This window comes from Acinetobacter sp. C13, assembly GCF_016809775.1.
GTDB lineage: Bacteria > Pseudomonadota > Gammaproteobacteria > Pseudomonadales > Moraxellaceae > Acinetobacter > Acinetobacter pittii.
The window spans coordinates 327,491-341,892 of the sequence record NZ_JAFBJL010000001.1 but is presented as its reverse complement, the minus strand read 5'-3'; the positions used below and the strand labels follow the sequence as shown (position 1 = coordinate 341,892).

Below are 14,402 nucleotides of genomic sequence, written 5' to 3'. Positions count from 1 at the left end.
TTAGAAAATCTTAATCTAAATTATTTAAAATTCTTAAGATTATTGACCATAATATCGAGATTATTACGAATTAAATAAGCCAAGTTAATATCAATGCCTTCAAGCATTTTTTCTTCAACTTTTAAAACCACTTCATTACATTTATTTAGCTTATCAATACCACTGTCGGTCAGCGTAATTAGAATACGGCGGCCATGTGTTGGGTCTGGTTTTTTCTCAATCCAGCCATTGACCAGTAAATCTTGCAAAATTTTGTTGGCTGATTGCGGCTTAATGAAAGAGCGCTCAGCAAGCTTGGCATTAGATAAATTACTTTTTGAAGCTAAAACAGAAAGTGCAGTAAATTGCGGTAAGGTAATTTCAAGCTCTTTTAAATGTTCTGTTAAATGTTTACTAATAATTCGGTCAACACGAGCAATCATATAACTTAACTTAGGCTCATCTTCTACTTTTTTTGGAACTAAATTCGAACGTACCATAACCTTTCATTCATCATAAGAAAATCTGTAGTGAAAGTATGAGGTTCTAACCCCATACTTTCGTTAAAACTTAGCGAGCACCTGAGCTTTGTACTAAATGTACAGGCTGTTTAGGTTTCTTGACAAGAAGTAATGCAGAGATCGCTGCAATTAAAATCACTGGAATACTTGAACCAATCACGATGGTCGAGCTTTGCCCAAGCGAGAGTAAAAAACCAGCCATTAAAGGTCCAGCAAACGAACCAATACGCCCGATTGCAACCGCAGCGCCAACTCCGGTTCCACGCATTTCGGTTGGATAATACATGGCAGCCAAACCATACAACGCCGATTGCCCACCCACAATGAATAAGCCACAGCCCACTGCCGAAAGTGCAAGTAAAGCAACGGTTGGGGATATTGCTAAACAACAAAGCGAAAATAAAATACCGAGATAAATCAGCTTAATCACAAAACTCATGCGTAATTTATCAAGTAATACACCCATGAGAATTGAACCTAAAATTCCACCAACGTTGTAGCCCATCTGTACATAGTTTGCCTGAAGTTTCGATAAGCCTTGCGCGCCCATCAGTAACGGCAACCAGTTCAACAAGAAATACAGTACCACCAGCGTACAGAAAAAACTGACCCAAAGTTGAATGGTCGACATACGACGCTCTTTTGCAAATAAAACTTCCAAGAATGGAGTCGTTTTTTGCGCTTGACCTTTACGTTGCAGGTAATCATTTGACTCAGGTAAAAAGCGCATAATCAGTGGAATGAGTAAAATTGGCGCAATCCCACCAATATAGAAAATATGACGCCACTCTGCGTCGCCAGCCAACGACATGGCAACTACAGAAGTAAGTAATCCACCAAAAGGAATACCGCTATACATAATACTTACCGCGGTACCTTTATATTTATCAGGTACAGCTTCAGATGCCAGTGTAATCATCATTGGAAGTGCCCCACCCATTCCTAAACCAGTACAAAAACGAATGAGTAACAGCAAACTAAAGTTAGCAGCATAAGCCGTTAGCAAAGACATAATTCCAAAAAGTAAAATACTAAAAATCAGAATTTTCTTACGCCCGACAATATCGGCAAATCTACCGCCTAATATTGCACCTGGTAACGTCCCTAAAATTGCAGCACTAAACGCCCACGCCATCTGGGCATTGTCTAACATGAACTCAGCCCGCATTCGTGGAGCGGCTACCCCCATTGATTGAAGATCAAACCCTTCAAAAATTGCTATGGCAAAGCACAGTAGCAACGTGATTTTTGCCCTTGAAGGCTGTCCTGATATTTTTTCCATTGTGTTGTCCTTTATTGACTAGTCGTTCCATTTAGCCCTTTGTGTATTGTTGTTTAAACACACCAAAAATATCAGTTAAACTTACTAAAAAATCAACATATTTTTATATTAAATTAATTTAAAAAATAATTATTAATTAAAATACAATGAATTAAAAAATATTTATGAAATTTTATAAAAAAGACTTGAATGTAAGTTTAACTGATATTAGATTAAATCCCAGAACAGCTAAAAATCATTCAAGGAGTATGAAGATGAGTTATGAAAACCGCTGGGAAACAGTAGATGTCAAAGTTGAAGATGGAATTGCATGGGTAACACTAAACCGCCCAGAAAAGAAAAATGCCATGAGCCCAACACTCAATCGTGAAATGATTGATGTGCTCGAAACTCTTGAGCTTGATCAAGATGCGCGTGTTTTAGTTTTGACGGGTGCTGGTGACTCTTGGACAGCGGGTATGGATTTGAAGGAATATTTCCGTGAAGTCGACACTCAGCCTGAAATTTTCCAAGAACGTATTCGCCGTGACTCTTGTCGCTGGCAGTGGCAACTTCTTCGTATGTATTCAAAACCAACTATTGCTATGGTCAACGGCTGGTGTTTTGGAGGCGGTTTCTCACCTTTAGTGGCTTGTGACCTCGCAATTGCAGCCGATGAAGCAACTTTCGGTTTATCTGAAATTAACTGGGGAATCCCGCCAGGTAACCTTGTAAGCAAAGCAATGGCAGATACCGTAGGTCACCGTGCATCTTTGTACTACATCATGACGGGTAAAACCTTTAGTGGTAAAGAAGCTGAAACCATGGGCCTTGTGAACAAAAGCGTACCGCTTGCCCAATTAAAAGCAGAAGTGACTGAACTTGCAAATTGCTTACTTGAGAAAAACCCTGTGGTTCTTCGTACCGCTAAAAATGGATTTAAGCGTTGCCGCGAACTGACATGGGACCAAAACGAAGACTACTTATATGCCAAACTTGATCAATGTATCCACCGCGATACAGAAAATGGCCGCCAAGAAGGTTTGAAACAATTCTTAGATGAAAAATCAATTAAACCGGGTTTACAGAGTTATAAACGTACTGGTTAACTTTTGATACTTTAATGGCAATGTAAGGACGCAACCCATGCAAAATGTACAGTTACTTATTCACGGTCGATCTGTTGATGCATCAAATCAGGCAACTTTTGAGCGTATTAGCCCAATTGATGGATCAGTAGCCAGTAAAGCTGCTGCCGCAACACTGGAAGATGTTGACCGTGCAATCGATTCGGCACAGCAAGCTTTTAAAGTATGGTCGAAACTCTCGCCTACTGAGCGCCGTTTACGCTTATTAAAAGCAGCCGATTTAATGGACCAAAAAACCGAGCAATTCATTGAAACTGGAATGCAAGAAACAGGTTCAACTGCAACATGGTATGGGTTTAACGTTCACCTTGCTGCTAACATGTTACGGGAAGCAGCAGCGATGACCACACAAATTGACGGAAGCCTGATTCCATCAGATGTGCCGGGCAATCTTGCGATGGGTGTACGAGTTCCTTGCGGTGTCATTGTTGGCATTGCACCTTGGAACGCCCCTGTGATTTTGGCAACACGTGCGCTTGCTATGCCTTTGGCTTGTGGTAACACGGTTGTGTTAAAAGCATCGGAAGCCTGCCCAGCAACACATCGTCTCATTGGTGAAGTGTTACATGAAGCAGGTCTGGGTGAAGGTGTGGTCAATGTGATTACGCATGCCGCCGAAGATGCACCACAAATCGTGGAGCGTTTAGTGTCTCATCCAGCTGTGAAACGCATTAATTTTACCGGTTCAACCAAAGTTGGAAAAATTATTGCCGAGACTGCTGCCAAATATTTAAAACCTGTTTTACTTGAATTGGGTGGGAAAGCCCCTGTCGTAGTTTTAAATGAAGCTGACATTAATGAAGCCGTAAATGCAGTTGCTTTTGGAGCATTCTTTAATCAGGGGCAAATCTGTATGTCAACCGAACGTGTTTTGGTTCAAGACAAAATTGCCGATCAATTTATTGAGAAACTGATTGAAAAAACCCGCGCTATTCGGGCAGGTAATCCAACCTCAAAAGACAATGTACTCGGTGTTTTAGAAAGTCGCCGTGCTGCAAGCCGTATTCAGCATTTGCTAGAAGATGCCCAAAACAAAGGGGCTGACTTACCTTTAGGCATCCATATTGAAGACACCACCATGCAACCGACACTGGTGCTCAATATTAAACCTGACATGCTGCTTTACCATGAAGAATCATTTGGACCTGTATGCACAGTTCAACGTTTTTCAAGCATTGAAGAAGGCGTAGCACTGGCAAATGACAGCGAGTTCGGCCTTTCTTCAGCAGTGTTTAGCCAAAATATTTCGCAAGCACTGGAAGTCGCTAAACAGATTGATTCGGGTATTTGTCATATTAACGGCGCAACCGTACATGACGAAGCTCAAATGCCATTTGGCGGAACAAAATCGAGTGGTTACGGACGTTTTGGTAGTAAAGTCTCTGTTGCCGAATTTACCGAACTACGCTGGATTACCATTCAAACCCAATCACGTCATTACCCGATTTAGTCAGGCTAATGCGAATACCGACATATTAAATAAAAATTGCATGATGCAAAAAAATAAAGCGCAGTGATGCGCTTTCCATGGAGTGAAAGAAATGCAAATGAATGCCACTCAATCACAAGACCGCGAACGGTTCGTAAAATTAGGGCAACATGATATTCATTATCACCATAAAGATGACACGCTCTATATCAGCCCCAAAGAGCAATTAAAACCGTACCCACAAAAACTGACAGATCGGTTAATTCATTTTGCACAAACCAAACCAGACCATATTTTTGCAGCAAAACGCAATGCTCAAGGTGAATGGGTCAAACTGAGTTATGCAGAAGTTTTACAACGTGCATGGCACATTGCTCAGGCATTACATGAACGTAAGTTAAGCCAAGAACGACCACTCATCATTTTAAGTGGTAATGATCTGGAACATTTAACACTGTCTATGGCTGCCATGCTGGCGGGTGTGCCTTTCTCTGCTATTTCACCCGCCTACTCTCTGATTTCTCAAGACTTTGGCAAACTCAAACATGTGTTTGAAGTGCTCACTCCTGGTATGGTCTATGCCAGCGATGGACAAGCCTTTGCCAAAGCCATTCAAGCATGTATTACACCTGACATTGAAGTGGTGACCAATAAAGGGATTGTGGGCGATCAGATTTGCACATCTTTTCAATCGCTTTTAGATACGCCAGTTTCAAATGTTCAAGAATTTTATCAGACCCTTGATGAAAACCAGATTGCCAAATTCTTATTTACATCAGGTTCAACCAAATTACCTAAAGCTGTACCGACCACACATTTAATGTTGTGTGTTAATCAGCAAATGCTATTGCAGACTTTCCCTGAGTTTGAAGAAACGCCGCCTGTCCTACTCGACTGGCTGTCTTGGCACCACACATTTGGCGGCAGTCACAATGTCGGCATCGCACTCTATAACGGTGGTACGATTTACATTGATGATGGCAAACCCGTTACCGGAAAATTTGACGAAACTATTCGTAATCTCAAAGAAATTTCTCCGACAGTTTATTTAAATGTGCCAAAAGGTTGGGAAGAACTCACCGAAGCGTTAGAAAAAGATGAAGAATTAAGAGACCGCTTTTTTGCCAAAGTTAAAATTCTATTCTTTGCAGGTGCAGCGCTTTCAGAAGCGGGCTGGAACAGACTCGATAAAATTGCTCAGCAACATTGCGGAGAAAAAATTCGCATTATGAGCGGATTAGGCATGACTGAAACTGCTCCCTCTTGTGCTTTTACAACTGGCCCACGCGTGATGGCTGGCTTTATTGGATACCCTGCTCCGGGATGCGAAATTAAGCTAGTGCCATGTGGTGACAAACTTGAGTTTTGTGTTCGTGGCAAACATGTCATGAAAGGTTATTGGCGTTTAAAGGCAGACCAACAAAGCACTGTATTTGACGATGAAGGCTTTTTCCATACTGGAGATGCTGTTCGTTTAGTCGATGTGAATGATCCAACTAAAGGTCTGATGTACGACGGACGAATTGCCGAAGACTTTAAACTCAATACGGGTACTTTTGTGAATGTGGGCACACTACGCAACAAAGTACTGATTCAAGGTAATTTACTGATTCAAGATGTTTGTATTACTGGTTCAAACCTGAATGCTGTGGGTTTTCTGATTTTTCCAAAATTAGAAGCTTGTGCTCAACATGCAGGTCTTAACCTTGGTGATCATTCTGCAACAGAGATATTACAGCATCCTAAAGTCCAGCAATGGTTCCGCCAATTTTTAACGACCTTTAATAAAGATGCGACTGGCAGTTCAAATACAGTCTCAATGCTTTATTTAATGATCGAACCACCTCAACTCGATGCAGGTGAAGTGACCGATAAAGGCAACCTCAATCAAAGCAGTATTACCAAGCGTCGTGCAGCTTTAATTGATGAACTTTATCAAAAGCAGACTGATAACCCGCTGATTATTCGGGTGCCCACCTTAAAACAATAAGCAATTGAAATAAAAAAGGAAGCTCAAATTTCGGTTTGGGCCTTAGCCTCACTTTTGCCTAAAAAAGGTTCAACATGCCACACGATACAGAATTTGAACTATTTCGGGACAGCTATCGCAGGTTCTTAAAAGAACAGGTTGCCCCGTATTACGAACAGTGGGAACACAATGGCCTTATCCCACGTGATCTATGGCTTCGTCTTGGGGAAAATGGTTTTTTGTGTGTTGATGTGCCTGAGGAATATGGCGGTTACGGCGCTCCTGTTCATTACTCCCTCATGCTGGTTCAAGAAACGGCTCAAGCGGGCTTTGCGTCTTTGGCGGTTGCCATTGGCGGGCAAAATGAGTTGGTTTCTCCTTACCTGCAAAATATTGGAACTGAAGAGCAAAAACGTTATTGGTTACCGAAAATGGTCACAGGTGAAGTCGTCACTGCAATTGCTATGACCGAAGCCAATGCTGGTTCAGACCTACAAGCCATACGCACTCAAGCCATTTTAGAAAATGACCACTATCGTGTGAATGGTTCAAAAACCTTTATCTCGAATGGATTACATGCCGACCTGATTGTTTTGGTGGCAAAAACTGACCCTCAAGCTAAAGCAAAAGGCATTTCAATATTATTAGTTGATGCTGCTTTAGACGGCGTTAAAAAAGGTCGCTCTTTACAAAAAATCGGGCTGCATGCCCAAGATACAGCCGAACTATTTTTTGATGATGTTTGTGTGCCTGCAACTCAGCGTTTGGGTGAAGAAGGACAAGGCTTTGCTTATTTAATGCAAGAGTTACCTCGTGAACGTTTGAGTATTTCCATGATGGCTTTGGGGTCAATTTTAGGCGCCATCGAAATCACCAAAGACTATGTACTAGAACGTAAAGCTTTCGGACAACCTTTAAGCCAAATGCAAAACACGCGCTTTGTACTCGCAAACGCTCAAATCAAAGCCAAAGCCGCTCAAGCTTTTGTAGACCAATGTGCAGCGCTGTATCAACAACACCAGTTAAGCGTCACTCAAGTTGCCGCACTGAAGTGCTTTATTACCGATGTCCAATGTGAAGTGATTGATCAATTACTTCAGCTTTTTGGTGGCTACGGTTACATGCAGGAATACCCGATTTCACGCTTTTTTGTCGATGCGCGGGTACAAAAAATTTATGGGGGAACCAATGAAATTATGAAAGAAATCGTGGCCCGAGAACTGCTCGGAAAATAATTCGATTTAAAACCAAACAAGGCAGACACAACAACTATGCCTTGTTTAAAACAAAAAAATGTTATTTCAGGAAGAAATGCTATGTCGAAATTATGGATGTACTCTACCCTTATGCTCTCTGGTTCAGTGTGGGCTGGCAATTTTATTGACAACAGCTCAGTAGAACTCACCACGCGAAATTTCTATTTTGACCGCGACTATCAAGAGCAATCTGCTTACCCTGCTGCTAAGGACTGGACACAAGGGTTTATTCTTAAAGCCAATTCAGGTTATACCGAAGGGACTGTCGGTTTTGGGCTGGATGTACTTGCGACGGCGGGTTTTAAACTCGATGCCGACGCAGAGCATGGCGGTACAGGAAACTTACCTAGAGACACGCGTACCAATGAACCTGCTGACTCTTATGGCGAAATTGGGGTCACAGCAAAAGCCAAAATGAGTCAGACTGAACTACGCATTGGTACGCTAATGCCGATGAACCCAGTTTTAGTGGCTTCACCTGCTCGTTTACTTCCTCAAACCTATCGAGGAATTTCACTCACCAGTAAAGATATTAAAGACTTCGACTTACAAACGGCCTACCTCGATAAAGTGAATCATCGTGATTCGACCAACTATGAAAAAATTAAAATTTCAGGCGTAAATGGACGCTTTAAAAGTGCTGAAACGGATGGACTCTATTATTTAGGTGGAAACTATCAGTTTAATCCTGCACTCAAACTCACCGCTTTCTACATGGATGTTGATGATCTTTATAACCAAACCATGGTCGGTGCTTTACATCAACACAAAATTAATGACACCACTAACTTTAGCTCACAATTACGTTACTACCGCAGCCGAGATGACGGGCAAGCAAAAGCAGGCTTAGTCGATAATGACCTCTATCATGCGCATTTCGAACTCAAACATCAAAACCATAAATTTATTTTTGGAACTTTCCAGCATCACGGCGACACCGCCTTTCCGTATTTGACTGGAGGTGAAACTGGGCTTCTCATTGACACATGGCCGGGTGAGTTTTTAAACCCAAGAGAAAAAGCCTATAGCTTCCGCTATGAATATGACTTTAAAGATTATGTGCCGGGTTTACGTTTCATGACTCGTTACACCACAGGCCACAATATTTATGCACCTAACTTAGGTGGCACCAATTTAAAAGAACGCGAAACCGACTTTGATTTAGGCTACACCGTTCAAAGTGGCTGGTTAAAAAATCTAGGGCTACGTGCGCGCTACGCCATTTATGACAACAACATGCTCTCTACAGCCAACATCAAACCTGTAAATGAAACCCGTATCAACATTGACTACACATGGAAATTTAAATAATTCAAAACGAGAGGTTCTGTCACACATAGAACCTCTTTTTATTTCGGGAAATTCATCATGAAGAAAGTTGTAACGCTACTCTGCGGAATTTGTCTCATTAGCCTGACTCATGCCGAAACACAATATAGCCCGCCACCTATTCAGCTTGAACCTTTAGCAAAATTCAGTGTTGATTTAAATGCGCCTGTTTGGGAATTAGGCACAACCAGTGACGCAGGTAAACGCCGAATTATTCCCATTACAGGTGGGACATTTGAAGGGAAATCACTTAAGGGCCGCATTTTAAATAATGGCGCAGATTGGCAAATTGTCGACAGTAAAGGGCTAGCCATTATTGATACGCGATATCTATTAGAAACCAATGATGGTGCGCTTATTTACCTTCAAACCAAAGGTTACCGACATGGCTCGGCAGAAACACTAAAACAGCTTGCCCAAGGCAAAGATGTCGACCCGAAAAATTACTATTTCAAAATTACCATGCAGTTTGAAACCAGCTCACCTAAATATTCATGGCTTAACCAGACCGTTGCGGTAGGTAGTGCAATGCGTTTGGGTAAAGCTGTTATTTATGATGCCTACACCTTGAAATAATAATTTTTATAACACTTTCAAAAGGATGGACCCTTCATTATGGATCAAAAAATTTTAGAGCACTTACCGCCCATCCATCACCATTTGGGCGGACACAATATCCATTGGAATGATCAAAACACTGAACTTAACATCCATTACACAGCCCTAGAAAGCTTTACCAATCCACGTGGCACCGTTGAAGGCGGCATGATCTGCGCCATGCTCGACGATGTGATGGGACTTTTTGCATATCTCGCCAATAACCATAAACCCGCTACCACCATCAACTTAACAATGGATTTTTTAAGGCCCTGTGCTGTGGGTGAAGTCATTACAAAATGCCGATTCATTAAACAAGGCAAAACTGTACTAAATCTTGAAAGTGAAGCTTGGCAAAACAACAAAATGATTGCACGAAGCACAGCTAATTTTCTGGTTTTAGATTAATTGCGACCATTCATTCAATAAGGATATGAATAAATGAATTACACCAACACTAAACGAATTTTGACCCACTCCGCTTTAGTACTTGCCATGCTTGGTTCTTTGGCAGGCTGTGGAAGTGATAGTGATGACACAACGATTCCCTCAACAACCAAACCACCGCAGTTATCTCCTGCTGTGGGCGTAAAAATGACAGGAAGCTGTACGGACTTACTCGGATTTCAATACAACAATACAGTCATTAGCTCAGCTACCCTTCAAGAAGCAGGCACATTGACTGTCGCCAACAAACCGATTGGCGCTCATTGTTTGATCAAAGGTTATATGGACCAACGTGTAAGCCCGATCGATGGACAAACTTATCAAATTGGTTTTGAAATGCGCTTACCTGTTGATTGGAACGGTCGTTTCCTCTATCAAGGCAATGGCGGAACCGATGGTAATTTAGTCCCTGCAACAGGTCAGGTCGGCAGTGGTGGCCCGCTGACCAATGCCCTGCATGATGGTTTTGCTGTTATTTCTTCCGATGCCGGACATAATGCTTCACAAAATCCAATGTTTGGTTTAGACCCTCAAGCAAGAATTGACTATGGCTACGGTGCGATTACCAAACTCACGCCTATGGCAAAAAACCTAATTAAAACCGCATATGGTAAATTGCCAGACCGCTCATATGCAGGCGGCACATCGAACGGTGGGCGTCATGCCATGATTGCTGCAACTCGTTTGGGTGACCAATATGATGGAATTTTAGCAAGTACACCGGGTTTTCATTTACCTCGTGCAGCCGCGGCTCAGCTCTACACAGCGCAGCAGCTTCGTCGTGTAGCAACAGATGAAAATGACCTAAGTACCGCTCTTACTCTTACGGAGCGTAAAGTTTTAGCAAAAGCGATTTTAGATCGATGCGATGCTCTAGACGGTGTTGCAGATGGCTTGGTTCAAGATGTCGAATCTTGTCGTACAGCTTTTGATATTCACAAAGATGTACCTGTTTGCTCAAGCACAAGAGATGGTACTTGTTTAAGCACCGAACAAATTGATGTATTAGCCAACATTTACCGTGGCCCTGTAAATTCGGCTGGACAAGCGCTCTATGCAACCCAGCCTTTTGACCCTGGTTTAGTGGGAAGCAACTGGGCAAGCTGGAAATTTGAATCTTCTGTGGGAACAGCACGTGACCCAGTTGCAGTCGGCATTCTTTTTCAAGTCCCACCAGACCCAACTGTGACTCAAAACTCTAGACAATTTGCCTTTAATTTTAACTTCGATACCGACTATCCAAAACTATCAGCAACCAATGATGTCTATACCGAAAGTTCCATGTCCTTCATGATGCCACCCGATGAACTCAATCTAGATAAACTCCGTAATCACGGTGGAAAAATGATTGTGGTACAAGGCACAGCAGACGGCGTTTTCTCTGTAGATGACACCCAAGATTGGTACGATCAACTACTCCAGCACTATAAAAATGATGCAAAAGGTACAGCACCTGAATTTGCACGTTTCTTTAGAGTTCCGGGCATGAACCATACCCGTGATGGGATTGCGACCGACCAATTTGACGCATTGACTGCTTTAGTTAACTGGGTCGAATATGGCCAAGCACCTGACAAAATCATTGCGACCGCACGCGGCGCAGGTAACCCAAGTGGTCAAGTGAATACTGAACTTCCGCAAGATTGGGCACCAGACCGTACCCGCCCACTTTGCCCTTACCCACTGATTGCCCGTTACAACGGTCAAGGCGATAGTGAAAAAGCTGAAAACTTTAGCTGTAAATAACACCCTATAAAATTAAAAGAGAGCTTAAATAAGCTCTCTTTTTTTATTTTACTAAGTATCACTATTGAATCATTATTAAATGATATTTCATCCAATACCTGCATCACTGCTAAGATAACACCGAAAAAACCAAAAACTCATTTCGATATGCAAAATCAGACTGCTTCAAACCTCCCCTCAACTCAACTTGGAAAAGCACTGCTTTGTCTTATGACATCAGCATTATTATTTTCCATTATGGGAGTGTGCATTCGTTTTGCTTCAGAAACGGTAGACAATGCGACCGTCGTGTTTTTTAGAAATGCAGTAGGTTTATTTATTTTTATTCCGATGCTCTTTAAACAGGGGCTAGATTTTATTAAAACCGATAAACTCTGGATGCATACTTGGCGAAGTATTGTCGGGCTAGCCGCAATGTATGGTTTTTTCTATGCCATTGCGAACTTAAAACTATCGAACGCCATGGTTTTTAGTTATTCATCTCCTATCTTTATTCCACTGATTGCATGGCTTTTCTTAAAAGAAAAAATTACCAAATCGATGGTTTTTGCCGCTATGATTGGGCTCATTGGAGTTTTATTTGTCGCTAAACCCGACCAAGGTCTATTTAACGCACTATCTTTTATTGGCTTGGGTGCATGCTTTTTATCAGCAATGGCCTTTGTCACCGTAAGAGCTTTAACCAGTACAGAGCCGCCTGAACGTATCGTTTTTTACTTCTGTGTTTTCGGTAGTTTAATTTCCTCTATTCCCATGTTTTGGCATTGGCGTATTTTCACTTGGCACGAATTAAGCCTACTCATTGCCGCAGGACTTTTAGCAAATATTAGCCAACTATTTATGTCTTATGCCTATAGCTTAGCGCCAGCAGGACAAATTGGCCCAATGAACTATATTGCTATTATTTTTGCAGGAGTTTGGGGATTTATTTTTTGGCATGAATTACCGGATCTATTCAGCATTATCGGTATATTTATTATTTTATTTGCGATTTTGCTCTGTAATCCATTTTTGCAGAAAAAGTTACTTTCTCGATTTAAGTAAATAAATTTATTACAACTTAACACAGCCTATAATAGTTTATTAAAAAATTCATATTAAAAATTAACTCTTACAATATACCATAAGCGATACAATATTATTTCAACCTAAAAACTGATTATATTTATTAGTTTTTTCATTAACTAAAAAGACTGCCAACTTCACTTTCAAGAAAATTGGATTAGACTTAATAGTCACTGAAATCAAATGACTATTAAATCCCCAACCATCTTACTTTACAATTAAATATAAACTATTCATCTAAAGTATTCTCATCAAACCAAACATGTTCCTCTTCTCCCCCCAATATAAATCTATATCCGCAAGGTAATGCCATATAAATTGCTAAATCAGGTCTTTTTTCCAATATATGTGCAAAATGAACATTCTTGAGAGTTTTTATATCACCATCATATTTATCAGCTGTTAACCACCAACCACTCATATGTTTAGATGATCTATACCTAACACCTTCTATTGATATTTCTCCTTCTAAAACTCCATCAGATACTACAACCAACTGATCTAACTCTACAGGAAAAAATTTTTCTTCATAATGATCACAACATTCTTTCTGAACTTTCAAAATATCTTTCATCGATTCTTAAACTCCAAAAATATACGCCTTTGTTCCTGTGTAACTTGTCCAGCTTGTTTCCCACTACAATCTTTGCAATGTGGATATAATTTTGTCTAAAGTAAGCTCATTTAATTTATTTTAAAGTGTGAAAATAAGATTTTTAGGTATTTTTCTTAAATATATTTCTTTTCACCAAATCTTCAAGAACTTAGAGAATTTTTATAAATATTTAAAACAGTGAATACTATAAATAATAGTATTCACTGTTTCATTTATTTAATCCAAAGGAAAATATTTCCAAACCTGATTAGCATCATCACGTTCAGCACCTGTATTCTTTTCAAGATTAACTAATACTTCTAAGGAATTATCTCTATCTAAAAGATGGCCGACTCCAACATAGTGACATTCATCGTCAACATCATTCCCACATAAGAACTGCCAATCTCCATCTTCATCACGGATTACCAATAAAACAGGTTTTTCTTTATGAAATATATGGGGACAGCAATAAACTCCAAAATCTCTTTGAAACTGTTTACTCATATTTAAGGTATCCCGTTATTAACGTTTTAACATTTCTAAAATTCTAACATTTGGATTCGGCAGAGCTCATTCTTTTTCAGGCATTTTCCCACCTTTTCCACTAGCCCCCATTACATTCCCTGCAAGCTTAATGTGTCGGATGCCCAGATCTACCGCTTGTCTAAAATTACGCGAAGAGTAAAGCGTGTAACCATATACTCCAAAATCAGACAATTGCTGCTTTTGTCCTGCGCGTAGTGCAATTAAAGGATCGTGAGATAGTTTTTGAATATTTTGAAATAGCTGAATTTTTTGGACTTGGGAAATATATAGAGGATTGATTCATCGCATCTGGCGAAATATTTGTGTCAGATAGAACATCTGATATTGAATGGCCTTGCGTACCCATTTCATCAAATAAACTGGTCAAACCCAGCAAATATGTATTGGCACCTAAGGATGTATTATCATAATTTCCTTCGATAACCGCATTTGTATTTTTATAAACATTATTAGGCATTTAATTCACACCATCCCTAGAGTGACATGCATAATGGCACTAAACTACCTCTTG

Annotated in this window: 13 protein-coding genes and 1 pseudogene; 9 read left to right on the top strand and 5 right to left on the bottom strand. The window is 40.6% G+C overall.

Translation table 11 applies throughout. The features are described from left to right. Positions 1-20: 20 nt before the first annotated feature. On the bottom strand, positions 21-479 hold the full coding sequence (locus JGE69_RS01645; RefSeq protein WP_002120484.1) for a MarR family winged helix-turn-helix transcriptional regulator: 459 nt from the start codon (positions 477-479) through the stop codon (positions 21-23). A 70-nt stretch (positions 480-549) separates the two neighbouring features. After that, on the bottom strand, positions 550-1,782 hold the full coding sequence (mhpT, locus tag JGE69_RS01640) for a 3-(3-hydroxy-phenyl)propionate transporter MhpT (RefSeq protein WP_032037968.1): 1,233 nt from the start codon (positions 1,780-1,782) through the stop codon (positions 550-552). A 248-nt stretch (positions 1,783-2,030) separates the two neighbouring features. Between mhpT and JGE69_RS01635 the strand changes: the two genes are divergently transcribed. From JGE69_RS01635 to JGE69_RS01595, 9 genes are all read left to right on the top strand, one after another. Further along, on the top strand, positions 2,031-2,870 hold the full coding sequence (locus JGE69_RS01635) for a p-hydroxycinnamoyl CoA hydratase/lyase (RefSeq protein WP_169538806.1): 840 nt from the start codon (positions 2,031-2,033) through the stop codon (positions 2,868-2,870). Positions 2,871-2,907: 37 nt separating this feature from the next. Then, on the top strand, positions 2,908-4,359 hold the full coding sequence (locus tag JGE69_RS01630; protein ID WP_199112029.1) for an aldehyde dehydrogenase: 1,452 nt from the start codon (positions 2,908-2,910) through the stop codon (positions 4,357-4,359). Positions 4,360-4,441: 82 nt separating this feature from the next. Then, a complete protein-coding gene (locus JGE69_RS01625) occupies positions 4,442-6,328 on the top strand; it encodes a feruloyl-CoA synthase (RefSeq protein ID WP_199112027.1) in 1,887 nt (628 codons plus the stop codon). Positions 6,329-6,402: 74 nt separating this feature from the next. After that, positions 6,403-7,542 carry an acyl-CoA dehydrogenase family protein gene (locus JGE69_RS01620; RefSeq protein WP_199112025.1) on the top strand — a complete coding sequence of 380 codons (1,140 nt, stop codon included), beginning with the start codon at positions 6,403-6,405 and terminating at the stop codon, positions 7,540-7,542. Positions 7,543-7,623: 81 nt separating this feature from the next. Next, positions 7,624-8,874: an OprD family porin gene (locus tag JGE69_RS01615; RefSeq protein WP_199112023.1), complete on the top strand. Its 1,251-nt coding sequence runs from the start codon at positions 7,624-7,626 to the stop codon at positions 8,872-8,874. 57 nt (positions 8,875-8,931) lie between these two features. Beyond that, positions 8,932-9,468 carry a DUF3237 domain-containing protein gene (locus JGE69_RS01610; RefSeq protein ID WP_002120536.1) on the top strand — a complete coding sequence of 179 codons (537 nt, stop codon included), beginning with the start codon at positions 8,932-8,934 and terminating at the stop codon, positions 9,466-9,468. Positions 9,469-9,507: 39 nt separating this feature from the next. Further along, entirely contained in the window at positions 9,508-9,897 is a 390-nt protein-coding gene (locus tag JGE69_RS01605; protein ID WP_086394521.1) for a PaaI family thioesterase, read from the top strand. Between the two features lie 33 nt (positions 9,898-9,930). After that, a complete protein-coding gene (locus tag JGE69_RS01600) occupies positions 9,931-11,682 on the top strand; it encodes a tannase/feruloyl esterase family alpha/beta hydrolase (protein ID WP_199112021.1) in 1,752 nt (583 codons plus the stop codon). A gap of 147 nt (positions 11,683-11,829) precedes the next feature. Then, a complete protein-coding gene (locus tag JGE69_RS01595) occupies positions 11,830-12,726 on the top strand; it encodes a DMT family transporter (RefSeq protein WP_199112019.1) in 897 nt (298 codons plus the stop codon). A 250-nt stretch (positions 12,727-12,976) separates the two neighbouring features. Here the strand turns inward: JGE69_RS01595 and JGE69_RS01590 are convergent, their stop codons facing one another. From JGE69_RS01590 to JGE69_RS01580, 3 genes and pseudogenes are all read right to left on the bottom strand, one after another. Continuing rightward, on the bottom strand, positions 12,977-13,321 hold the full coding sequence (locus tag JGE69_RS01590; protein ID WP_199112017.1) for a hypothetical protein: 345 nt from the start codon (positions 13,319-13,321) through the stop codon (positions 12,977-12,979). A gap of 258 nt (positions 13,322-13,579) precedes the next feature. After that, a complete protein-coding gene (locus tag JGE69_RS01585) occupies positions 13,580-13,849 on the bottom strand; it encodes a hypothetical protein (protein WP_069030434.1) in 270 nt (89 codons plus the stop codon). Between the two features lie 99 nt (positions 13,850-13,948). Then, positions 13,949-14,348 (bottom strand): annotated as a pseudogene (locus JGE69_RS01580) (AraC family transcriptional regulator ligand-binding domain-containing protein); the annotation flags it as partial. Positions 14,349-14,402: the final 54 nt, after the last annotated feature.